The sequence below is a fragment of the uncultured Psychrobacter sp. genome, from assembly GCF_947500265.1.
Lineage (GTDB): Bacteria > Pseudomonadota > Gammaproteobacteria > Pseudomonadales > Moraxellaceae > Psychrobacter.
Genome location: NZ_CANMRN010000002.1, coordinates 1 through 23,869 on the forward strand (window position 1 = coordinate 1; position 23,869 = coordinate 23,869).

The 23,869-nt window shown below is 43.8% G+C and carries 17 protein-coding genes; 9 read left to right on the forward strand and 8 right to left on the reverse strand.

Annotated features, from left to right (window positions below):
- The first annotated feature begins 423 nt into the window (after positions 1-423).
- From Q0788_RS02670 to accC, 3 genes are all read left to right on the forward strand, one after another.
- On the forward strand, positions 424-1,791 hold the full coding sequence (locus Q0788_RS02670) for an MATE family efflux transporter (protein WP_298807686.1): 1,368 nt from the start codon (positions 424-426) through the stop codon (positions 1,789-1,791).
- Between the two features lie 240 nt (positions 1,792-2,031).
- The gene (gene accB / locus Q0788_RS02675; RefSeq protein WP_298807687.1) at positions 2,032-2,463 is read left to right on the forward strand and encodes an acetyl-CoA carboxylase biotin carboxyl carrier protein; all 432 of its coding nucleotides are present in this window, start codon (positions 2,032-2,034) and stop codon (positions 2,461-2,463) included.
- A 125-nt stretch (positions 2,464-2,588) separates the two neighbouring features.
- Positions 2,589-3,950, forward strand: a complete 1,362-nt coding sequence (gene accC / locus Q0788_RS02680) for an acetyl-CoA carboxylase biotin carboxylase subunit (protein ID WP_057759692.1) — start codon at positions 2,589-2,591, stop codon at positions 3,948-3,950.
- A gap of 153 nt (positions 3,951-4,103) precedes the next feature.
- Here accC and Q0788_RS02685 read toward each other — a convergent pair whose 3' ends face one another.
- On the reverse strand, positions 4,104-4,739 hold the full coding sequence (locus Q0788_RS02685) for a hypothetical protein (protein WP_298807688.1): 636 nt from the start codon (positions 4,737-4,739) through the stop codon (positions 4,104-4,106).
- Positions 4,740-4,956: 217 nt separating this feature from the next.
- On the reverse strand, positions 4,957-6,741 hold the full coding sequence (gene leuA / locus Q0788_RS02690; RefSeq protein ID WP_298807689.1) for a 2-isopropylmalate synthase: 1,785 nt from the start codon (positions 6,739-6,741) through the stop codon (positions 4,957-4,959).
- A gap of 221 nt (positions 6,742-6,962) precedes the next feature.
- On the opposite strand from leuA, the gene Q0788_RS02695 reads away from it, so the two are divergent.
- Positions 6,963-7,451: an Lrp/AsnC family transcriptional regulator gene (locus Q0788_RS02695; protein WP_298807690.1), complete on the forward strand. Its 489-nt coding sequence runs from the start codon at positions 6,963-6,965 to the stop codon at positions 7,449-7,451.
- 5 nt (positions 7,452-7,456) lie between these two features.
- On the opposite strand, the gene Q0788_RS02700 is transcribed toward Q0788_RS02695, so the two are convergent.
- The 5 genes from Q0788_RS02700 to Q0788_RS02720 all read right to left on the reverse strand — a co-directional run bounded on the left by Q0788_RS02700 (position 7,457) and on the right by Q0788_RS02720 (position 14,046).
- On the reverse strand, positions 7,457-8,713 hold the full coding sequence (locus Q0788_RS02700) for a YbfB/YjiJ family MFS transporter (RefSeq protein WP_298807691.1): 1,257 nt from the start codon (positions 8,711-8,713) through the stop codon (positions 7,457-7,459).
- A gap of 128 nt (positions 8,714-8,841) precedes the next feature.
- Positions 8,842-10,185, reverse strand: coding sequence for an AarF/ABC1/UbiB kinase family protein (locus Q0788_RS02705; protein ID WP_298807692.1), 1,344 nt, complete (start codon positions 10,183-10,185; stop codon positions 8,842-8,844).
- A gap of 170 nt (positions 10,186-10,355) precedes the next feature.
- Entirely contained in the window at positions 10,356-11,165 is an 810-nt protein-coding gene (locus tag Q0788_RS02710; RefSeq protein ID WP_298807693.1) for a HesA/MoeB/ThiF family protein, read from the reverse strand.
- Between the two features lie 41 nt (positions 11,166-11,206).
- Positions 11,207-12,079 carry a peptide chain release factor N(5)-glutamine methyltransferase gene (gene prmC / locus Q0788_RS02715; RefSeq protein WP_298807694.1) on the reverse strand — a complete coding sequence of 291 codons (873 nt, stop codon included), beginning with the start codon at positions 12,077-12,079 and terminating at the stop codon, positions 11,207-11,209.
- Positions 12,080-12,129: 50 nt separating this feature from the next.
- On the reverse strand, positions 12,130-14,046 hold the full coding sequence (locus tag Q0788_RS02720; protein ID WP_298807695.1) for an MFS transporter: 1,917 nt from the start codon (positions 14,044-14,046) through the stop codon (positions 12,130-12,132).
- A gap of 784 nt (positions 14,047-14,830) precedes the next feature.
- On the opposite strand from Q0788_RS02720, the gene katG reads away from it, so the two are divergent.
- The 5 genes from katG to Q0788_RS02745 all read left to right on the forward strand — a co-directional run bounded on the left by katG (position 14,831) and on the right by Q0788_RS02745 (position 22,614).
- The gene (gene katG / locus Q0788_RS02725) at positions 14,831-17,014 is read left to right on the forward strand and encodes a catalase/peroxidase HPI (RefSeq protein ID WP_298808347.1); all 2,184 of its coding nucleotides are present in this window, start codon (positions 14,831-14,833) and stop codon (positions 17,012-17,014) included.
- Between the two features lie 382 nt (positions 17,015-17,396).
- The gene (locus tag Q0788_RS02730; protein WP_290177857.1) at positions 17,397-18,326 is read left to right on the forward strand and encodes a LysR substrate-binding domain-containing protein; all 930 of its coding nucleotides are present in this window, start codon (positions 17,397-17,399) and stop codon (positions 18,324-18,326) included.
- Between the two features lie 204 nt (positions 18,327-18,530).
- Positions 18,531-21,065, forward strand: a complete 2,535-nt coding sequence (locus tag Q0788_RS02735) for a membrane-bound PQQ-dependent dehydrogenase, glucose/quinate/shikimate family (RefSeq protein ID WP_298807697.1) — start codon at positions 18,531-18,533, stop codon at positions 21,063-21,065.
- A gap of 334 nt (positions 21,066-21,399) precedes the next feature.
- Positions 21,400-22,401 carry an LLM class flavin-dependent oxidoreductase gene (locus Q0788_RS02740; protein WP_191115163.1) on the forward strand — a complete coding sequence of 334 codons (1,002 nt, stop codon included), beginning with the start codon at positions 21,400-21,402 and terminating at the stop codon, positions 22,399-22,401.
- 48 nt (positions 22,402-22,449) lie between these two features.
- Positions 22,450-22,614 carry a hypothetical protein gene (locus Q0788_RS02745; RefSeq protein WP_298807702.1) on the forward strand — a complete coding sequence of 55 codons (165 nt, stop codon included), beginning with the start codon at positions 22,450-22,452 and terminating at the stop codon, positions 22,612-22,614.
- Between the two features lie 110 nt (positions 22,615-22,724).
- Here Q0788_RS02745 and Q0788_RS02750 read toward each other — a convergent pair whose 3' ends face one another.
- Entirely contained in the window at positions 22,725-23,684 is a 960-nt protein-coding gene (locus Q0788_RS02750) for an AEC family transporter (RefSeq protein WP_298807703.1), read from the reverse strand.
- Positions 23,685-23,869: the final 185 nt, after the last annotated feature.

The window sequence follows — 23,869 nt, forward strand, 5'->3', positions numbered from 1 at the left end:
TGGCTATTGGCTATTGGCTATTGGCTATTGGCTATTGGCTATTGGCTATTGGCTATTGGCTATTGGCTATTGGCTATTGGCTATGAAATAGAGTACAAAAAACCTAAGATTAATGCCTGCATAGCGGCGCTAAAACGTTGACATCATAGTGTGGCTTCTTTACCATCTTACTATGTATATGACCTGTCAATCCACTACTTGGATCGACGGGTTATTTTTATTTTAGTGTATTTACTTTTATTTTCATACTCTGTCTATCTACTTATGCAACATTATAAGCTTGCTCATATTATTTATCGGAGTATTATCGTCGGCACTACACTCTCCTTGCTGTGTCAATCTTAGTCGATTGATAGCAGTGTTTGTTTATTAATAATAACTACCTTAATAACAATTACCGCAAAGAATAAAAAGTTGCTTACCATGGTTTTTCCATTGTCTTTCAAAGATTTTAAAAGCTACAGCTTACGTTTAGGCGTACTCGCTCTCCCTATTTTAATCACTCAGTTTTGCCAAGCCGCACTTGGCGTGGTCGATGCCATCATGGCAGGTCAAGTCTCGGCACTTGATTTGGCTGCGGTAGCCGTTGGGTCTGGTATTTGGCTACCACTATTTTTATTGGCCACAGGTGTGCTAATTGCAACCACGCCTCTGATTGGTGAAGCGATTGGTCAAGACCAGCACGGCCAAGTGCCGCATATCACGCAGCAGTCCTTATGGACCGCAGGTGTCATTGGCATTATCGGGTTTATCATTGTCAATTTGGCTCCCAATGTTCTTGGCATTATGGGTGTCCCCGAGAACATTCAGCCGATAGCGACACAGTATTTACATGGTGTCTCATTTGGTTTCCCAGCGCTCGCTGTATATGCTGTTCTACGCAGTTATTGTGAGGCATTGGGTCGTCCTGAGCCTGTGACTGTCATTAGCATCATTGGCCTGCTTGCAGATATTCCTTTGAACTATATTTTTATTCATGGGTTATTTGGCATGCCAGAAATGGGCGGTGCAGGCTGCGGGGTGGCGACAGCATTGGTGTTATGGATAAATGTCCTATTATTGGCTGTCTATACTAGCTTCACAAAACGTCGCGAATTTGTGAGCACGCGCTTTTTTTATGGCTTCTCTAGCCCCAATCGTACACAGATTAAAAAACTGTTGAAACTTGGTATTCCTATTGGCATCTCTATCTTCTTCGAAGCCAGTTTATTTAGCTTAGGCGCACTCGTTATCAGTCCCTTGGGTGAACTGGCAACAGCATCGCATCAAGTGGCGTTGTCAGTGACCTCACAGCTATTTATGATACCGATATCGGTCGCCATGGCGCTCACTATCATGGTCTCCAATCGATTTGGTCAAAAAAACCTATTAGCACTTCGCCAAGTGCAAGCTACTGGACTGGTATGGACCGTATTGATCGCTTTGACCTGTATGCTTGGGATATGGCTATTTAGACCTGAGTTAGCAGCAGCATTCACGGATAACCCAGAGGTCAGAGCCCAGTCTATGCATTTGCTTATCTTTGCACTCGCCTATCAGTTATTTGATGGCTGGCAGGTTAACGTCGCTGGTATATTGCGCGGCATGCAAGATACCACCATACCGATGTGGGTAACGCTCTTCTGCTATTGGTTAGTTGCCCTACCACTTGGCGTCTATCTAGTGCGTTTTACTGACGTTGGTGCACAAGGGTTTTGGATGGCGTTAATTACAGGTTTGTTCTTATCATCTATCTTACTTACTTTGCGTCTACGCTATCAGCAAAAACGCTTAACTATGCTATGGGGTTAAGCCAATTGCTCATAGATTGCATTTTATGATTATCATTAACGTCATTTGATCATACAGACTATGAAAAATCGTAGATATTTTCTTGCTAAAAAGATGGCTTACGTCAAAATATGTAAAAATTCTCAGTTAACAACTGTACATTGATTGCTCATTGCCCTGAATCTAGGTATCATTAGCAATTAATTAGACAATATTTAGTTACACTATTTCTCGAATTTAGTACAAGGCCAGATAAAAACTATGGATATTGAAAAAATACGCACCCTCATCGCCCTTATGGAAGAAAGTGAACTGGTTAATTTAGAAATCAGTTCTGACGACGAGCATATTAGCTTAACTCGTCACTATGACGCGCCTGCGCCAACTATGATGGCTGCCCCAGCTGCGAGCGCTGCTCCTGCTGCCGCTGTCGAAGGCAAACCTGCAGAAAAAGCGGGTAGCGTTGAGTCTTCACCAATGGTTGGTGTTTTTTATTCAGCACCAAGTCCTAATGATCCACCATTTGTGAAAGCCGGTCAAAAGGTTCAGGCAGGTGATACTTTAGGTATTATCGAAGCCATGAAAATCATGAACCCGCTTGAAGCGACTCAAAGTGGTATTGTTGACGAAATCTTGGTAGATAACTCTGAAGTCGTACAGTTCGGTCAACCTGTCATACGCTATAAAGCGTAACGATATTTGCCATACTTTATTTCATTATGGCTGACTTTTGGTATATATACCGCGTCAATGCTAAATAATATGATGCTATGTATCGAAACTCAGTCAATGACTGACGCTTCGACAAGGATGAACCCATGATAAAAAAATTGCTCATTGCCAACAGAGGTGAAATTGCCCTGCGCATCGTCCGCGCCTGTAAAGCGCTAGGTATCGAAACGGTAGGTGTCTACTCTACTGCTGATGCCAACTTGATGCACTTGCGCTTTGTTGATGAGGCAATTTGTATTGGCAAGCCTAATGCTAACCAAAGCTACCTTGATATCAATACCATCTTAACCGCTGCTGAAATTACTGGTGCAGATGCTATCCATCCCGGTTACGGCTTTTTATCTGAGAATGCTGAATTTGCTGAACAAGTAGAAGAAGCAGGATTGACCTTCGTTGGTCCTAATGCTGATCATATTCGCCTTATGGGCAACAAAGTTTCTGCCATCAATGCTATGAAAAAAGCGGGCGTACCAACTGTACCTGGTTCAGTTGGCGCTGTGACCCTGCATAATGCTGAAGAGCAAGCTCGCAATATCGGCTTTCCACTATTGATTAAAGCGGCTTCTGGCGGCGGTGGACGCGGTATGCGTGTGGTTGAACGCTTTGACGAACTAATTGGTCAAGTACAAGCGGCCAAACAAGAAGCTGAGCTCTGGTTCGGTGACGACACTGTCTATATGGAGCGCTATCTACAAAACCCGCGCCATGTAGAAGTACAGGTACTAGGTGATGGTAATGGTAATGCTATCCATCTATATGATCGTGATTGCTCATTGCAGCGTCGCCATCAAAAAGTACTAGAAGAGGCACCTGCACCTGACATCCCAGATGATGTACGTGAGCCAATCTTAAAAGCTTGCGTAAAAGCGTGCGAGCTTGTTAAGTATCGCGGTGCTGGTACGTTTGAATTCTTATTTGAAAATAACGAGTTTTTCTTTATTGAAATGAACACTCGTGTACAGGTTGAGCATCCAGTGACTGAGATGATTACTGGTATTGATGTTGTTGTCGAACAGCTCAAAATTGCTGCCGGTTACGGCCTGTCTTATCGTCAGAGTGAGATTGAGATCCAAGGTCATGCGATCGAATGTCGTATCAATGCCGAAGATGCAGCGACTTTCGTACCTTGCCCAGGCACTATCAGCCAACTGTTCACACCAAGTGGCTCTGGCATTCGCTTTGACTCGCATCTATACCCTGGCTATGAGATACCAACCTATTATGATTCATTGATTGGTAAGCTTATTTGTCACGGTCAAACTCGTCAGCAAGCTATTGCTAAGACAGTACATGCCCTTGATGAGCTGATTATCGAAGGTATCAAAACCAATATACCTTTGCATCGTGATGTAATTTTGGCGGATGATAACTTCACTCGTGAAGCGCAAAACATTCATTACCTTGAAAGAGAGCTGCTGACTGCGAATAAAGCTAAAAAAGACTCGTAGGCTGAAATACTTATAGAGTTCGCTAAGTTTATTAAATAATTTAGTCGTAACTTTAATTAAAACAGCACATAAAAAAACCGCTATCAATATAGCGGTTTTTTTATGCCATCAATAAGCTATCAATCATACATAAAGTACAACGAGCATATTTAATTATGGCAACACTCTATTGAAGTTCATGAAGCATTCGTTACCATCAGGGTCAGCACACCATTGCATTTGGTTGCCATCATGATTGATAAATGCAATTAACGCTTCATCAGTCTGGTCGATCTGATTGCCTGAGCAGTCTACTTCATTATTATCATAAACGGTCTTAATCGCAATCACTGGCAGCCCTTCTTCACGATGGGTGACCAGATAGCGGCCGTATGTCCACTCTTTGCCACTGACAGACCACATCTCATTATCCGCACTAAAGTTATATAGCTCGCGGCACTGGTTAGACTGACCAACTGACGCAAGTAAGTTATTACTAGTCGTTGGTTTAATGTTTAGAACCCGCTCTTCACTTTGAGTCAGTACGCCGCCGTCCATGCCTGCCGTTACCTTAGGCTCTAAACTGTTAGGCTGTTGCGCACTATTTGATACAGACTGGTTAGCTTCCGCTACCTTGGTCATCATGGCGTGAGTAGAATGAGCGCTGCTGTCCAAGTCTATTTCCCACTGTCCGGCAATGGCTGGACTAATATGAGTGGTAATGGTCGGCTTGGTAATAGCCTCACCATTCGCAGGCAACGAGGCTAAAATAGATGCCAGTGTGAATGAAGCAAATGAGATAGGTTCCATAATTAACCTTTTATTTATAATGTTTTAATATATACATTAGCGTAAGTCTTAGACACCAAAAACACAAGTAACATTATGCTATTGCTCATAAACCTATAGTCGGAATTTCATAGGTATTTATAGCAAAAAATAACGCCATCGCTTTACTTGCTAAAGACAAGGAGCGATGGCGTTATTAGCATACAGAATTTTGCGTGATATCACTGACTATTTAACACTAAGCAGCTTCTGTGTTTAGCGCTTGAGCAAAAGCTGATAATGCCCCTTTTAGCATGGCTGATACCGTACTGCTACAAGTACCGATGCCTGAATACACTTCGCCATCTACATTAAGCTGTATATAAGCGGCGGCATTGGCATTGGTTTTGTTATCACTATTGGTATCATCATCGATACCATTACCGCTGTTATGATGCGGGTTAATCGCATGCTCTGCATAGTTAATAATATGCAAGGATTTGCCAGTATGCTGTGCAAGTCCATCAATAAACGATGATAATGGGCCATTACCCGTGCCATCAATATCAATAGTGTCGCTATTCATCTGCACTTGACCACTAAAGTAAACCGCGCCGCCTTTATTGTTAACACTATAATCTAGCAGCTCAAATTTGCCCTGCTGCAAGTAAGTATCTTCAAAGGTCTGCAAGATTTCATCGTTCTGCAACTCGCGAGCGGCTGCTTCAGCTTGCTTTTGTACCACACGGCTAAAGTCAATCTGCATCCAACGTGGTAAGTTAAAGCCGTAGTTACGCTGCAAGATATATGCGACGCCACCTTTGCCCGACTGGCTATTGATACGTACCACATCTTGGTAGCTACGGCCAATATGCGCAGGATCGATAGGTAGATAAGCCACGTCCCAGACGTTATCCGTTTCGCTCTGATTGCTTTCATTGTAATCGAGAGATTTTTTGATAGCATCTTGATGTGAGCCACTAAATGCCGTGAAGACCAACTCGCCCACATAAGGATGACGCGGGTGCAATGGTAAATTATTGCATTCGCTCACAACCTGTACGATTTCACTCATATTGCTAAAATCAAGCTCAGGATCGATACCTTGGCTAAACAAGTTCATTGCCATGACCATGATATCCATATTCCCTGTACGCTCACCGTTACCAAGCAATGTGCCTTCGATACGATCCGCGCCTGCAAGCACACCCAACTCAGCTGCTGCTACCGCACAACCACGGTCATTATGAGTGTGCAAGCTCACAATCACGTGCTCACGCTGCGCTAAATTGCGGCAGAAGTACTCTACTTGATCAGCAAAGACATTGGGCATAGAAGCCTCAACCGTCGCTGGCAAGTTAAAAATAACTTCCTGACCCTGCTGTGGCTGCCAAACGTCACACACTGCATCGCAAACCTCTACGGCATATTCAGTTTCTGTCTGGCTAAAACTCTCTGGCGAGTACTGAAATACCCAATCTGTCTCAGGATACTTTGCTGCATATTCTTGTAATAGCTTGGCACCTGTAATAGCAATCTCTTTGATTTCAGCTTTATCTTTGCCATAGACTTTTTCGCGTTGTACACGGCTGGTTGAGTTATAGACATGGACAACCGCACGTTTAGCACCTTTTAATGATTCAAAAGTACGGGCAATCAAATGCTCGCGCGCTTGTACCAATACTTGTAGCGTCACATCTTCAGGTACGTGGTTTTCTTCGATAAGCTTACGCGCAAAGTCAAACTCTACCTGCGCCGCTGACGGAAAACCAATCTCAATCTCTTTAAAGCCAACGTCTACTAAGGTCTTAAAGAAGCGCATTTTTTGTTCAATGGTCATCGGATCAATCAGTGCTTGGTTACCATCACGCAGATCCACACTTGCCCATATCGGTGACTTCTCAATCGTCTTGCTTGGCCAAGTACGATCTGGCAGCGATGGCGCAAATGCAAATGGACGGTATTTACGGAAGTCAAAAGCGGCACTTTTTGGTGTAATCTTTGCAGTCCCTGTGGCTGCAATGTGCGTGGCTTGGTCAGACATAATCAATCCTTAGATGATATGGTTATTTATATATTTAGCTAGGCGATTAGCTGTTGATTAGATCAGTATTTATCATACGAGATAACTAGTGTTCATACCATAATAATATCAAAGTTTAACAGAGAGAAACCTGCTTTCTTTTACTTTATTTTCTGTTATTTTAGTGGAAAAAAACAATTTAGACATTATAATCGAATAAATTCACTATTAAGGCTTGAGAAATGCCAGACAATTATATTGATAGTACAGGGACAGCAGATATAGACGAGATAGATAGACAGTTACTGCGCTTATTGCAAACACAGGCGCGTATGAGCATTACTGAACTCGCTGAACGTGTCAACCTGTCTGCCACCCCTTGCGCACGTCGTATCAAACGCTTAGAGGATGCGAACATAATCACTGGCTACCATACCAAAACCGATGCGCAAAAACTTGGCTATCCACTAGCCGTGTTTATCGCTATTAGTATGGATCGTCATACGGCAGAACGTTTTGAGCAATTTGAACGCAAAGTTCAAAGCTTTGAGGAAGTCATCAGCTGTAGTATTGTCACAGGTCGCACCGAAGACTATCTGATTAAGGTTAGAGTACGTGATATGACACATTACGAAGAGTTTTTATTACATCGCCTCAATCGTATCGAAGGCGTGGCCCAAGTTCATACCAGTTTTGAATTACGAGAAGTATTTAGCCGTAGTGTGGTTTAGACGATCTAAGCGGTCGTTGGTGATTGTCGACGAAACCATACCAATAGTAAAAATCCAATCATTAATCCAATAGCAGCGACAAGTAAGCCTGCATTGAAATTGCCATTATTCCCTGCCAGTGCCACTGTCACCAAAGGTCCCAAAAACTGCCCCAATGCATAAGCCAACGTTGCCAAAGCAATCAGTAAATTAGAATAGGCAGGATTGATATTTTTAAATAAAGTCAGTGTCATCGATACCATACCGACGAAGGTTAGACCCAAAATCGCAGCGTTGCCATATAAGCCAAGCGCACCATCAAACCATATCGGTAAGCACATCCCAAATGCTTGCAATACCGTCAGCCCCATTAGGGTCTTTATCTCACCGATACGTTTGGCAAGCGCGCCCCATAGAGGGTTTGACAACATTGCAAAGATACCAACGACCAACCAAATCATTAATCCAGCATACGTCTGTGTCGTTAGCCGCTGTGCTGCCATAACGGGCAAAAAAGTCGCCGAGCTAATATAACCAAACCCTGCCAGTACGTAGCTGACAAAAAGCAAAGCAAGCGCTTTATGGTGTCCAGAAATGGCCTCATATAAGGAGCGTTTAAAGTTTAAATATGCCTGATGTATTGATACGTGTTGTTTGGCATCAATCTGCTGTGAATCAACAGCCTGTACTTGTCTTGGCTTTATCGCATACAGTAGCCACACAAGCGGCAAACTGGTGACGCCTGCGACTAGCCAAATTACATCGAAGTGATAGCCTAGTTTTAATAGCCACCACGTTACGATGGCAGAGGCGCTAATGCCGACGCCAATACCTGCATAGTGGACTGCTGATAATACAGAACGGCGCTCAGGGCTGAGGGTTTGAATCACAAATGATGAGCTTAGAATCATCGCCACGCCACTTGCAATGCCTGCAATTAAGCGAATGATATACCATAGCGTGAGCGACATATTTGGTATGACGAGTAACATCGTGGTGACAACACTGATAATCGTCCACAGCGTCAGCGCCTGCCATGTCAAGCGCTGAGGTACAAACATGGCGATAAGAGCGCCAATAAAGTAACCGATATAATTGATTGATGCCAGCCAGCCTGCAATCGTCGTTGATAGCGACAATTGCACCATAATATCAGGTAAGGTAGCGGTAAACAGAAAACGGCCATAACCCATAACGACTGCCATGCAGTACATACCGATACAGGCAATGGCAGCTTCATTGGTAATCGTCGGGATCATACGGCTTTTAAAAGCAGTCATCATGACAGAGCCATTTTTGCGGCAATTAGCACACAATCCTTTGTGTTAGACAGTCAAAAGCAGTAATAAATAAACGCAGAAATAGAGAAGTTATTAGATATATTAGGCCAGCATAAAGTTATTAGCGAAAACTATAATACGTCTAACGTTGGTGTCTCTACTGTATCTTGCCCTAGCATCTGTACCCGCTGATCGCTAAACATATCCATATCTGGAGCTAGCGTACGCATAAACCGATCAAAATACAACATCTGTTTGGTTAATAGAGCAAAGTCGCGTGGGAAATGGATGCCATGACGTTTACCAACCTCAACAATCTCAAGCATCATTTTATTCAGCTCATCGGCTTGTTCTTTACTATTAAAAGCTACACCACTGGTAAAGGTCTTATCTTCTGCCATGATGGTTGTCATCATACGCTGTAAGTCATTCCCCAGTGCAGCCACATCGACTTTATTGCCACCATGCGTCATCTCCATATCAATCATATGGCGAGCCATGGCTTGATAGTCACTGTCTTGCATGGCTTGCATCATGCCCATACATGCACGCCAGCTCTCAGCTTTGAGCTTACCGACGATACCAAAATCCAAAAATCCAATACGACCATCAGTCAATAGCATTAGATTACCAGCGTGTAAATCCGCATGGAAACTATTGCATAACATGAGACTGGCAAACCATGTATTTAAAGTATCTGCCATAACTTGGGCAGGATCTGCACAGTATTGACGCATGAGTGACTCATCGACCATAGAGACGCCATAGAGACGGCTCATCGTTAGCACACGCTTGGTAGTCAGCTCTTCATATACGGTTGGTGCAACGACACGAGTATTGCCTGATACCCCTAAGAACTGCTGAAAATCGCGAATATTCTGTGCTTCAGCGATAAAGTCCGTCTCGGCAAGCATACGCAGGCGAATCTCATCGATAATCGGCGCAATACTCGCAAATTTCATCGATGGCATCAGGATTTCAAGTAGCTTGGTTATGCCATGCAATACACCCAAGTCGGTCTGCATGATGGTTTCGACGCCAGGCTTTTGTACCTTTAGCACCACCTCATCGCCATTGTGCAGACGAGCTGCATGCACTTGAGCGATAGAAGCTGATGCTAGTGGCTCTGAGTCAATATGTGCAAACGCATCATCAAGCGTCATGCCATTAGTCGCTAGCTCCTCTCTTAGCACTTGCTCGATATAAGCATAAGACAATGGCGTGGTTTGATCCAAGCAGCTCTGGAAAGCCTTAACATAATCACGCGGAAACAGTGACGGCGTACTGGCGATGAACTGACCGATTTTGATATAAGTCGTACCTAACTGCTCAAAGGTTTCTTTGAGTAGCATCGCGTCAGGTTTCTCACCTTTTGCCACTCTTAGCGCAGACAGACCTGCCACGCTCGCTGTTTGGCGAACACGGTTCATGACATTAAAAGTATGTTTTAATAAATGCGGACGATGAATTTTCATAAAAAACAACTATGGTAATAAGAAGGAGGTTTGAAGATAGGCAATACAATATAAAAATGCGTTAAAATCAGATTACTCAGTTATAGCCGGTTCAATATAATTTGGATACAAGGCATGCGCGTGAAAGTACTACAAGTCGTAGACGAAGCAAGCCTGACACCGTATCCAATTTATAGAGAGTTGACTATAGAACTGCTACAGACAGGACACTGCGGGTCTTTTCGATAGCCCATTAGCCGCTGCTGCATCTGACTACCATCCCATATGAGCAGTTTGTTTGTCAGTAGATTTTTGGTTAATCCCAAGTATTGCAGTGCAGCATTGGCTTGTAGGTTACCCATGATGGCAGTGGTACTGGCTAGCACTCCTGAATTGGCACACGTACGTTCGTCAGCGGCTTCATCAGGTACTACTGAGCCGAACACGCAGTGATAACAACCAGTATCGAGCTGAGGTTCAAACAGTGCTAGCTGTCCTTGCATCGCAATCGCTGAGGCGGATAATAGTGGGATTTGGTAGCGTACACTAATGCGATTAATAATATCGCGCGTGGCAAAATTATCCGTACAGTCTAAGAGTAAGTCAGGCTTGCCTGCTGCTATATCGAGCAATTCATAAGCGTTGTCTTCATCCAATCGTACGACTGTGCCGCGAGCCTTTATTAAAGGGTTGATGCGCGCTAACATGTGCGCTGCGGTCAATGCTTTAGACTGACCAATATCTTCTGGCAAAAACAGCGTTTGCCGTTGTAAGTTGCTCGCCTCAATTTCGTCATCATCAATCAGGTGGACATGCCCCACTCCAGCACGTACCAATGTCTCAGACGCAGGGCAACCTAGCCCGCCTGCCCCTATTATGACCATACGTGCTGTCTTTAATCGCAGCTGAGCATCCATATCCCAACCGTCTAATAAAACTTGTCGAGCATAACGCAGCAGCTCATCATCAGATAGCTGTACCATCTCCTCTACCATATTCATCTACAACCTATAATCAAAGAAATCTACTATCAAGAAACTATCTATTGGATTTGTCCTAGCGTGACGCGATCATTATCACCGTAATCTTTTACAGTATGCACTGATTCAAAACCACTATCCAAAAACAACTTGCGAACCGCATTACCTTGATCATAGCCATGTTCAATAGCTAATAACCCACCTGTACATAAGTATTTCGTCGCTTGCTGGACGATATGCTCGATATCAGCCAAACCCTGATTGGGTGCACTGAGCGCACTAATCGGTTCAGCTGTTAGACCTGCCAAATGCTCGTCTGTCTCGTCAATATAGGGAGGGTTAGAGACGATGATATCAAACTGCGGCTCATCGCAAATAGGTAGCGCTTGATACCAACTGCTTTTGACAAACTCAACATTAGCAACATTATTGCTCACGGCATTATGCTGGGCAACTTTAAGCGCCTCTAGTGATAAATCAACCGCCACGACTTGCCAATTAGCGTGCTTTAACTCATGAGCGAGACTGATCGCAATACAACCTGACCCTGTCCCTAAGTCCAGCAATCGTTTGTTACCAAGTTGCGCTGAATGAGCGTTTATCCAGTTTAATACCTGCTCGACCAATACCTCGGTATCAGGCCTAGGAATCAAGGTATGCTCATTTACCCTAAAATTAAGTGACCAAAACTCTTGTTGACCAGTCAAATATGCAAGCGGTATACCTTGCTGCATTTTTACCACACCATCATTGAACCGTGCGACCTCACTATCAGTTAGCTGATAATCTTCATCAGTCATCAACGCTATCGCAGGCTTATCAATGACATACAACAACCAATCTGTTAGCCAAAATGACGGTAGCTGATTAGCTGTATCACCATTCGTTAGCTGTTGAATCTGCTGCTTGATTTGACGAATGGTCGATATGGTCATAGATAGCTCTTAGAAAACAGTGAATGAATAAAGGTAAAATACTGTTTAGCCTACTCTGATGCGCGTGGTGGCTCTTTGGTATCGGTCAGGTTAGGATTGGTTTTGCTTAGTTTGTCACCTATCCCGTTACCACCGCTGCCATCATTATTGTCATCACCATAGATATCATCATTATCACCAATGACAATATGTCTATCAACAAAGTAGATCAGTGCCAGAATTGGAATACCAATAGCAAAGGTAAAGATAAAGAAAAACGGATAACCCATATTATCGACGATAGCACCAGAATAACCACCCATTACTTTTGGTATCAGGGTCATCAATGAGGAAAAAATCGCATACTGTACAGCAGTAAAGCGAATCGAGGTCAGTGCTGATAAGAAAGCGATAAATACAGCGCTCGCAAGGCCCGCAGCCAAGTTATCAAATATTACTGCCATATACATGATGGGCAGGCTACCTGGGTTATACGTCAACACTACAAACAACAGGTTAGTCGCACACGCTAAAATTGCACCAATCATCATGGCATGCATTATACGGAAACGTTGAGCCAAAATCCCGCCCAAGAAGCCACCTGCAATTGCCATAATCACACCGACCAGTTTTACGGCATTAGCGATATCTGTTTTGCTAAAGCCCATGTCTTGATAAAAGACGTTGGAGATCACGCCTGCGACGATATCTGAAATACGGTATAGACCAATCAAGGCTAATAGCAGCAGGGCTTTTTTGCCATAACGTCGGAAAAAGTCTAAAACAGGCTCGATCCATGTTGCCATGGCCACTTCTTTTTTCACCAGTCCTACTTGTACCAAGGCATAACCTGCTGCCATCGCCGCGCCTAGGCTTACTAATAAATGCAAGGTTTCTACAAAGAAACTAGAAAAAGCGCCTTCAAACTCGGGCAGGACTTGCCCCATCAATATGTAAGCAGCGATAAAGGCAATCACTGAAAATACAAACAACGCTACCAGTCTGACGTAGTCTTCACGAGTTTCAGCGACCAACGGAGCTTTGTTAATGATTTTTGGTTGATTGATAATAAAGTACAGCAATAATAATGGCGCGCACGCGACCAATGCTAAAAAGTAAAATTTAATCGCTGGCATTATTATTAGTGGTATCAAGGCCACTGTGCTATCAAATACTGTATTGATCAAAATATTAATCAGGTAAATAACACCAAACAGTAGGCCTGGGATAAGCAGTAACGCTGAATAAATCAGGAATACTTTTAAGTTACCCTTTTGCTTTTTACCTTGCAGGGTCTCAGCGGTTGGCTCATAACTGGCAAACGTCGTTAACACCCCTAACGTCATGACCCCTGCCATGATGTAATAGGTATTGCGCCACGCTTCATAACTATAAAACGTCTCATTTGAGCCGAAATAATCAGCCAAATATAACGCGCCTGCCCCTGCGACAATCATACCGATACGGTAGCCTGACACATAGATAGAGGACAGAATAGACTGCATAGACGGCGGTGCAAGCTCAATACGGTACGCATCAATCACGATATCTTGCGTCGCAGAAGAGAACCCCAACAGAACGGCCGCGCCTGCCATATAAACTAAGACATCTTCGCTAACAGGATTTACCCTTGCCATCAAAAATATCGCTAGCACGATAAGCAGCTGTGATACCACCATCCAACTACGACGACGCCCTAGCCACTTGGTCAAAAACGGCACAGGGAGCGCATCAATCAATGGCGCCCAAATAAATTTGAACGAATAACCCAATGCTGCCCAGCTGAACATAGTGACGACACTACGATCAATGCCTGCTTCTCTCAGCCATAGCGATAGACTTGAGAAAATCAGCAGAATAGGTATACCCGCTGAGAACCCCAAAAACAGCATAATAATGACACGAGGATCGAGATAAGCTTTTGTAGCCTCGCCCCATGACTTTTTGGCAATTGGTTGATTGGGCGGTACAGATTTGACAGCAGACATAATAACTCACCAACAATTCAGACAAAGAACACAACCGCGCACAATTTTTATCAATCTTTAGAATCAGTTATCGACAAAAGGATCGATAAAAATTGCTCTACGTTGCACCAATATTATCATTACAACAAAATCCAGTTATGGTACTTGAGAACCTTTATCTTGACTAGATGTTTTTGCATTAACTTAGCGATTGCAGGCCATGGGCAATCGCTTATATTTCTTAATAGTAACGCAAAAAACTGCAGTGTTTTACCAAGGTTATCTTAGCTCTCTTTTTTATTGCTAATTTCTATTTTGAAAGATGTCTGACAATGACATTATTTATAGGTAATATAAAGGTAGTAGTAAAACTGACGCAGGCTTGATTGGTTAGGTGCACTCTATTGGTTTACTCTTAACTGGCGATGATAAGCACGGGCGTTAATGAAGATTGAGATAAACAAAACATCAAGTCTTTTACGATTGGTAATTTAAAACTTATAATTCTTATATATTAGTTTTATAAATCGACTCAGCTTAGTTATGCTTTGTACATAAACAACGACTACCGAGATTCACGGTTTGTTCTTTTCGATTATCACAACCCAGGAGTTATACCATGTCCGACTCAACCAATAACACCACTGACAAAAACACTGCCCCAGATGCTGCTCGTTGTCCTGTAGATCACGAAAGCAACAATAATAATGCGCCTACTAACACAACCTATGATCAGGGTGATGGTCAAGGCCCAACGATCCATAGCGAAAACGTTGATAACACGCATGAGCCTGAGCGTCCGAGCATGGGTGGCTGCCCTGTTATGCATCAGGCACATACTACCACTGCATCTGCTGCGACAGATTGGTGGCCAAACGCACTGAACTTAGACATATTGCATCAGCAAGACAAAAAGACTGACCCAATGGGTGAAGACTTTGATTATGCTGAAGCTTTTAAGCAGCTAGATCTAGAAGCGGTCAAAACTGACCTAAAAAATCTAATGACTGAGTCGCAAGAATGGTGGCCAGCTGATTGGGGTCATTATGGTGGCTTGATGATTCGCATGGCATGGCATTCAGCTGGTACGTATCGCGGTGCTGATGGTCGCGGCGGCTCTAATACTGGTAACCAACGCTTTGCACCATTGAACAGCTGGCCTGATAACGTCAACCTTGATAAAGCCCGTCGTCTATTGTGGCCAATCAAGAAAAAATACGGTAATAAATTGTCTTGGGCTGATTTGATGATTTTGGCAGGTAACATGGCTTATGAATCTATGGGCTTCAAAACCCTAGGATTTGCTGGCGGCCGTGCTGATATCTGGCATCCAGAAAAAGACATCTACTGGGGTTCTGAGCGCGAATGGTTAGCTGAAACCAAAAACCGTTATGACAGCGACGAAGACCGCGCGTCACTAGAAAACCCACTAGCAGCAGTACAAATGGGCTTGATTTATGTCAATCCTGAAGGTGTTGATGGTAACCCTGACCCACTAAAGACCGCTCAAGATATGCGTACTACCTTTGCTCGTATGTCAATGAATGATGAAGAGACTGTCGCTCTAACCGCTGGTGGACATACCGTTGGTAAATGTCATGGTAATGGCGATGCGACGATACTAGAAGACGAGCCAGAAGCTGCTGACATTAAAGAACAAGGTCTAGGCTGGCGCAATCCTAAAGGTCGTGGTAATGCAGGTGATACCGTTTCAAGTGGTATCGAAGGCGCATGGACCACCAATCCGACCCAGTGGGACCACGGTTATTTCGAGCTACTATTGAACCATGAATGGGCACTGACCAAAAGTCCAGCGGGTGCATGGCAGTGGGAACCAACTGACATCAAAGAAGAAGATCGTCCGTTAGATGCTCATGATCCAAGTGTCCGTCGTAACCCAATCATGACTGATGCAGATATGGCATTAAGCAAAGATCCTATCTATCGTGAGATTTCAGAGAAGTTCCATAACAACCCAGAGTACTTCGATGAAGTGTTTGCTAGAGCTTGGTTCAAACTGACTCACCGCGATTTGGGGCCAAAATCTCGTTACTTAGGTGCTGATGTACCGAGCGAAGACTTTGTATGGCAAGACCCTATCCCTACAGGCAACGCGGACTTGACTGCTGATGATATTGCAACGCTAAAATCGCAAATATTAGACAGTGACCTTAGTCGTCGTGAGTTGATCGTTACAGCATGGGACAGCGCTCGTACCTTCCGCGCTTCGGACTATCGCGGCGGTGCAAATGGTGCACGCATCCGTTTAGCCCCACAAAAAGACTGGGCAGGCAATGAGCCAGAACAATTACAGCGTGTACTTGAGACATTGACAAGCATTCAGTTTGGCTTTGATAAAGATGTTAGCTTAGCAGACCTTATCGTATTGGCTGGTAACGCTGCGATTGAACAAGCAGCAAACGATGCAGGCGTAGATATTACTGTACCGTTTAATCCAGGTCGCGGCGATGCTGATGCTGAAATGACTGACGCTGAATCTTTCGCTGATTTAGAGCCACTACATGATGGCTATCGTAACTGGATTCAGGGCGACTATGCGGTATCACCAGAAGAGATGCTACTTGATCGCACGCAGCTAATGGGCTTGACAGCACCTGAGATGGTCGTATTGCTTGGTGGTATGCGAGTGCTTGATACCAACCATGGTCAAAGCCAACATGGCGTCTTTACTGAACGTGCTGGCGTGCTTACCAATGACTTCTTTGTCAATTTAACAGACATGAACTACACATGGCACCCTGTAAAAGCAGCCGACAACACTGCTAATAGCTACGAAGTACGTGAGCGTGGTACAGGAAATGTCAAATGGCAAGCGAGCCGTGTAGACTTGGTATTTGGCTCTAACTCTATATTACGTGCTTATGCTGAGCTATACGCGCAAGATGATAACTTAGAGAAATTCGTTCGTGACTTCGTCCGCGCTTGGAACAAGGTTATGAATGCAGATCGCTTCGATATTGCTAAATAAACTGAGTTTGAAATTGGTCAATACCGACCAATTAATAGTAATAAATATTAATAGTAATAAATAACTTTATAACTAACGAACAGCTATCTTTTAGAAGGTAGCTGTTTTTTTATGCTCAATAATGACCGTTTTTTATGAGTTGTTAAGTCAAATTACCTCACTGAATAAAAAAGCATTCACTGACTACACAGCATTTACTGAACAAATAATTTTTTAGCATTGCAAAATACAAATTCTATATTCATAATTATCATAAATTGATAGCTATTTATTATATACAAGAATAATAGCTTTGTTTTACACTACTTTATTACTGTATGTTCAGACATTTTTACTTTCATATACAGACGAGGTTTGTATATTTATACAATAGGATTAAGTTATGGCAATCGACGTAGTGGTCAACCAACGGCATTTGCAGATTCAGCTCAAACAGCTAGAAACAGTATGGCATACGGTGATTAACGGTTATAACTTAAGCCAAGCGGCGACCGTGCTACATACCAGTCAATCAAGCTTATCAAAGCATATCGCTGCACTAGAAAACCAGTTAAAGACGGAAGTATTTGTGCGCCAAGGCAAACGATTAACAGGACTGACCACTATGGGCACAGCGCTTATGCCGCATATTGAGTCTATCTTTGCTGAAATTCGTACCATTGAAAACCTCAGTCTAGATTTTAATAATCCAAACATCGGTACGCTGACGATTGCCACCACTCATACACAAGCGCGTTATGTACTGCCGCAAGTGGTTAAAGAGTTCAAAGATCGTTTTCCTAAAGTAAATTTGATATTGCAACAGGCAGATCCTGAGACCATCGCTCAGATGGTCATCCGTGGTCAAGCCGATATCGGTATCGCCACTGAGTCCTTGCTGCATAATAATTATCTTAGATGCTATCGTTACTATGACTGGACGCATCGCGTTATCGTACCAAGTGATCACGAACTGGCTAGCCAAGAGTATATTGACCTGCCCACGCTTGCCAGCTATCCGATTGTGACTTATCACGGTGGTTTTACGGGACGCGGCGCGATTGACAAGACGTTTGATGAAGCAGGACTGGAGCCGGATATCGTACTAGCGGCGCTCGATGCCGATGTAATCAGCACCTATGTCGGTCTGGGCCTAGGTATTGGTATTATCGCAGAAATGGCATTTGAGCCAAGTCATTATCAAAACCTGACGGCCATACCCGTCGATCATTTCGGGCGCTTTACCAGCTGGATGGCGGTACGTGATGATGCAGAAATCCGTCAATATGGTCGCGCTTTCATGGAGCTATGTCAAAAGCAATTTGCAAATTAATGAGCATTTGTTAAATAAAGTATCTCAGACTTGCTCACCCTTACTAGACTGAGCTGTGGATGATAAAATAGATTCTAGAACGTTATTCAATGTTTCTTTTATATATTATTCACACTTGTATTGATATTTGGTCGAATGAAATTGATTAGCGACTAAATATCAATACATATTAACTTGCTCTTCTGTAAACAGGTGATACCGCTCATGGAAAAATTCGTAGCGATCATTATGGCAATTTTTGCCGCCCCTCTACTCATTGGCGGCGCTTATTTATTGTCCTTAGGCGGTAGTCCTTACTACCTTATTGCTGGCGTTATCATACTAACGACAGCTTTTTTATTGTTCAAAAAACACTGGAGTGCTTACGGGTTATATGCGCTATTTATCGTAGCAACCATGGCTTGGGCACTTTGGGAATCTGGGTTTTATTGGTGGGCGCTAGCACCTCGTGTTGGCTTCCCACTTATATTTGGTTTGCTCATGCTACTGCCATGGGTATCCAACAAAATGCGTGGGCCTAAAACTCAAGTAGCTTCAAATAGCACACGAACCACAAACAACGTTAAGAAAAGCCCTCTGTATTATTGGGGTCTGCTCGTAAGCGTAATCGTAGGTGCACTACTCTCTTTTGGTAGTCTAGCCAATAATGCCACTGACAAACTCGGTGAGCTTGATTTGACTGCTGCAAATGATGACGAGCAAAACGTCAGCTCAGATGAGACCTCAGCTAACCTTGGTGACCCATTATCAAACGGTCAGCAAACGCCAGATGGCGAGTGGAGCGCGTATGGTCGTACTGATTATGGTCAGCGCTACTCGCCTCTAGATAAAATCAATACCGATAATGTCAAAGATTTAGAACTGGCATGGCAAATCCAAACAGGTGATGTCAAAGGGCCTAACGATGTCGGTGAGACCACTTATCAGGCAACGCCATTAAAAATCGGTAACGGTTTATACCTATGTACCCCTCACAACTGGGTACTAGCGCTAGATGCCGACTCTGGTGAGACGCTGTGGAAGTTTGATCCTCAAGTAGAGGAAAACTTACAACGTCAGCACCAAACCTGTCGCGGTGTGTCTTATTATGCGGGTCAAGCGGCCAGTCCTGATACTATCTCTACTATTGCTAATAATTCAGCAGAGAATAGCAACAGTACAGCTAGCCCCGTGCAAGTACAAAAAATTGCTGGTAATACCTTTGAAAACGCATCTAAGCAATGTGATGCCAAGATATTTATCCCAACTTCTGATGCGAAACTATATGCACTTGATCCAAATACTGGGCAACGCTGCCAAGACTTTGGGGATGATGGTGCATTAGACTTGATGCATAACATGCCGTTTAATCAAGCAGGTTACTATTATTCTACGTCACCACCAGTTATCGCGGGCGATACCATCATCGTCGCTGGTGCTGTCAATGACAACTATGATGTCAACTCGCCTTCTGGTGTGATCCGTGCCTATGATGTCAATACTGGTGAGCTTCTTTGGAACTGGGACTCAGGTGATCCTGACAATACAGCACCTTTCGATGTCAATGATCCAACCCAAACTTACAAGACCAGCTCACCAAACTCATGGTCAGTCGCTACTGCCGATGAAGAGCTTGGATTGGCCTACTTCCCTATGGGCAACCGCACACCCGATCAGCTAGGTAGCTACCGAAATGCTGCTGAAGAAAAGTATGCAACATCTGTTGTCGCTCTAGATATCGAGACTGGTGAAGCACGCTGGGTTCAGCAGTTTGTCCATCATGACCTTTGGGACATGGACACGCCTGCTCAGCCAACTTTACTTGATCTAGATACGGCCGATGGTGTACAGCCTGCGCTGGTTGTACCAACCAAACAAGGCGATGTATACGTCTTGAACCGCGCAACGGGTGAGCCTATTGTACCGATTAAGGAGCGTCCTGCACCGCAAGGCTATCTCATAGCGGGAGAGCACGCAGCGCCAACTCAGCCTTATTCTGGTTTGAGCTTTGAGCCTGAACCACTGACTGAAAAAGACATGTGGGGTGCCAGTCTCGTCGATCAAATGATGTGCCGTATTGAGTTTAATCAGCTCAACTATGATGGTCGCTATACTCCACCATCAACCAATGGTAGCTTGGTCTATCCAGGTAACTTTGGTACCTTTAACTGGGGCGGTATCGCTGTCGATCCTGAGAATGGCGTGATGTTCGGTATGCCAACATATTTGGCGTTTACCTCAAAACTCATTCCTAGAGACACGTTGGGCGATGCAGAAACCAATAAAGGCGAGCAAGGCGTCAATGCCAATGAAGGTGCAGATTACGCAGTAGAATTGGGCCCCTTCTTATCACCATTAGGCGTACCTTGTCAGCAGCCACCATGGGGCACAATCGCCGGTGCCGATCTGGCCACAGGTGATATCGCTTATCAACGCAAAAATGGTACGGTACAGGATCTGTCTCCTATTCCTATCAAACTGGAATTGGGCGTACCTGGCATCGGTGGTCCTATCATCACTAAAGGTGGCGTCACGTTCTTGTCAGCGGCGACAGAAAACAACTTCCGAGCTTATGACTTGAAAAATGGCGACGTACTATGGAATGTTCGTATTCCAGCAGGTGGTCAAGCCACGCCAATGACTTACTTGAACTCTAAAGGTGAGCAAATGGTCGTATTGGTCGCAGGTGGTCATGGTTCAGTTGGCACAACCATTGGTGATTATGTCTTAGCTTACAAGCTTGGTGACCAAGATAAATAATGCTGAATTTGGTTCTTAAGATAGTGATTATTTAATTTATCATTATCTTATAATCGACCAATTAGAGAAGCAGGTAACCTAGGTTGCCTGCTTTTTTTAATGCCATCTTTTTTTAATGCTGCTAAATCCTTTTATAACCTTACTTACGGTTTATTTATCGCTTATTTTGACCAACGACAACCTTTATAAATACGGCGTAATAATTGTTAAGTGAGCTTAAAAACAGAGTTACCTGGCTTTGTTATAATTCATTAACAGTGACTAGCGGCACTTGAAACTATCACTACCTATAAGCATATCAGTAGAAAATAATTTACACACTACTGGAAAATTTATGAGTAACAAAATCCCTTTATCTTTTTTAGATCTCGCACCTGTACCTCAAGGCAAAACCATCGCTGAAGGCATTGCCCAAACGGTCGAAACCGCGCAGCAAGCAGAAAAATCAGGCTTAAACCGCTACTGGATGGCAGAGCATCACAATATGCCCGGTATTGCCAGTGCAGCTACTTCAGTACTACTATCGCATATCGGTAGTCAAACCGACCGTATCCGTATTGGTGCTGGCGGCGTTATGCTACCGAACCATGCCCCTCTCGTGATTGCTGAGCAGTTTGGTACTTTGCAGGCATTATATGGTGACCGTGTGGACCTAGGTCTAGGCCGTGCACCTGGTACTGATGGTGCGACGTTTCAGGCACTTCGTCGACAAATGAAAGATGCAGAACGCTTTCCACAAGATGTGCAAGAGCTGATGTATTTCCTAGGTAATGATACAGATGGCAGTCCTGTACAGGCATTCCCTGGCGCAAAATCAGGCATACCGATTTGGATATTAGGCTCTTCTCTATTTGGTGCGACTTTGGCTGCACATTTAGGACTGCCTTATGTGTTTGCCTCTCACTTTGCTCCGCAAATGCTTGGACAAGCAATTGAGGCTTACCGTGAGCAGTTTAAACCGTCTGTCTATCTAGATAAGCCTTATGTCATGTTGGCCGCAAACTTGTTATTGGCTGATGATGATGCGACCGCTCAATATCACTTTACTTCAGCACAGCAGAGCTTTGTACGTCTGCGTCGTGGCGAAACAGGTCAAATGCCTAAGCCTACTCACGATATGGACAGTATCTGGAGTCAAGCAGAGAAAATGATGGTAGATAACGCATTGTCAGTATCATTCATTGGCTCTGTCGACACGGTCAAACCAAGACTTGCTGCGTTTTTGGCAACCTATCAGCCAGATGAGCTAATTGTGACGGCCAATATCTATGACCAAGCTGCCCGTATCCGTTCACTTGAACTTACACCGGAGCTAAACTTATTTACTTTACAATGAAATGAGACACTTGCATAATTATTGATGAACCTTAACTGGATTTTTGACATGGACGCAACTCCCATTATCGGTGCATCGCTCATGATTGGCTCGTCAATATTTATGTATATCATTGCCTTTCTTGCAGTTATGGCTATCGGTGGTTATTTGACCTATCGTACTAGTCCAAAGCGCAAGCAGCGCCGTGAAGACAAGCGTAATAGCGAACGCTAGATTGATACCAAAAGCCCTCTTTTCTTATTTGAAAAGAGGGCTTTTTTAATGCTGTCAAAGTTAGGTAAAGCGAAAGTACTTACTTATTTAAAAATAGTACAAAATCTGCATTACATCAACCCAAGCGCACGTAACGTCGCTGCCCCAATCGCCATACCAAACATGCCGACAACAGTGGTAAATGCCAAAATATTAGCCGCTAATACATCATTACCACCCATTGCTTTTGCCATGACATAGCTGGCTGCAGCTGTTGGTGATGCGACCATCAAAAACAATACCCCCATATGCACGCCTGATAATCCAAAGCCAAGTCCAACAGCGATAGCAATCAATGGCGCAATGACAATTCGTCCAATACTCGCCTGCATAGATAAGCCCGAAGGATGCAACATAGACTTTAGGTTAATACTAGCACCTGCACAGATCAGTGCTAGCGGCAGAGCCACCGCTGCCAGTAAATCACCAGTGGTATGAATCACCCCAGTAAGCGGTGGTAGCGGCAATGCTTTATAGACGAATGCGCCGACCAATGCCAAAATTAGAGGATTGGTTAGCAATTTTTTTACGATCATCGTACCGCGACTAACCCATGTGTCATCCACGCTTTTGGATACGCGGCTCAAGGTAATGACCGCCAAGATATTAAACAGTATCGTCACCACGCCCATATAGACCGCACCGATACTTAATCCTTGCGCGCCGTAAGCGTTGGCCACGGTTGCAAGTCCAATGATGGCCATGTTGCTACGGAATACGCCTTGTACAAACACACCTTGGTCTTCAGGATGCTTGACGAAGCGTTTGGCATAAAACTCTGCGCCAATAAATAATATAAACGTCACCAAGATACCAACAAGGATAAGCGTAATTTGCTTACCATAATCGACATCGCTATCGACCACGCTAAAGAACAATAAACACGGCAAGCAATAATTAAAGACAAAACTTGATGCCTGATCGATAAAAGTTTGGCTTGCCTCACCGCGTCTTTGCATAAAAAAACCCAACCACATTAAGGCAAGGTTGGGTAAGACAATGGTAATAGCAAAAACAATAGCATCAATCATAAGTAGACTCAGTTCGGCGACAAGCCCATCAATATATGGACATCAGCGAGACAAATTAACAAGTAGTAAGAAAATTTACTGACCTAGTATAGAGACAAAGTAGCAAGTAGGACAAGGTTACATGTGACTTTCTTTCAAAATCGACTGTTTTTTTGACAAACAAAAGCCCGTAACGAAATATCGTT

Bases quoted from the DNA above. Each gene is read 5' to 3' on its own strand.
- Q0788_RS02720 (WP_298807695.1), bottom strand. From the start codon at position 14,046: ATGTCTGCTGTCAAATCTGTACCGCCCAATCAACCAATTGCCAAAAAG.
- leuA (WP_298807689.1), bottom strand. From the start codon at position 6,741: ATGTCTGACCAAGCCACGCACATTGCAGCCACAGGGACTGCAAAGATT.
- Q0788_RS02695 (WP_298807690.1), top strand. From the start codon at position 6,963: ATGCCAGACAATTATATTGATAGTACAGGGACAGCAGATATAGACGAG.
- Q0788_RS02705 (WP_298807692.1), bottom strand. From the start codon at position 10,185: ATGAAAATTCATCGTCCGCATTTATTAAAACATACTTTTAATGTCATG.
- Q0788_RS02750 (WP_298807703.1), bottom strand. From the start codon at position 23,684: ATGATTGATGCTATTGTTTTTGCTATTACCATTGTCTTACCCAACCTT.
- accC (WP_057759692.1), top strand. From the start codon at position 2,589: ATGATAAAAAAATTGCTCATTGCCAACAGAGGTGAAATTGCCCTGCGC.
- Q0788_RS02670 (WP_298807686.1), top strand. From the start codon at position 424: ATGGTTTTTCCATTGTCTTTCAAAGATTTTAAAAGCTACAGCTTACGT.
- Q0788_RS02730 (WP_290177857.1), top strand. From the start codon at position 17,397: ATGGCAATCGACGTAGTGGTCAACCAACGGCATTTGCAGATTCAGCTC.
- Q0788_RS02710 (WP_298807693.1), bottom strand. From the start codon at position 11,165: ATGAATATGGTAGAGGAGATGGTACAGCTATCTGATGATGAGCTGCTG.
- Q0788_RS02735 (WP_298807697.1), top strand. From the start codon at position 18,531: ATGGAAAAATTCGTAGCGATCATTATGGCAATTTTTGCCGCCCCTCTA.
- Q0788_RS02745 (WP_298807702.1), top strand. From the start codon at position 22,450: ATGGACGCAACTCCCATTATCGGTGCATCGCTCATGATTGGCTCGTCA.
- Q0788_RS02700 (WP_298807691.1), bottom strand. From the start codon at position 8,713: ATGATGACTGCTTTTAAAAGCCGTATGATCCCGACGATTACCAATGAA.
- Q0788_RS02740 (WP_191115163.1), top strand. From the start codon at position 21,400: ATGAGTAACAAAATCCCTTTATCTTTTTTAGATCTCGCACCTGTACCT.
- Q0788_RS02685 (WP_298807688.1), bottom strand. From the start codon at position 4,739: ATGGAACCTATCTCATTTGCTTCATTCACACTGGCATCTATTTTAGCC.
- katG (WP_298808347.1), top strand. From the start codon at position 14,831: ATGGGTGGCTGCCCTGTTATGCATCAGGCACATACTACCACTGCATCT.
- prmC (WP_298807694.1), bottom strand. From the start codon at position 12,079: ATGACCATATCGACCATTCGTCAAATCAAGCAGCAGATTCAACAGCTA.
- accB (WP_298807687.1), top strand. From the start codon at position 2,032: ATGGATATTGAAAAAATACGCACCCTCATCGCCCTTATGGAAGAAAGT.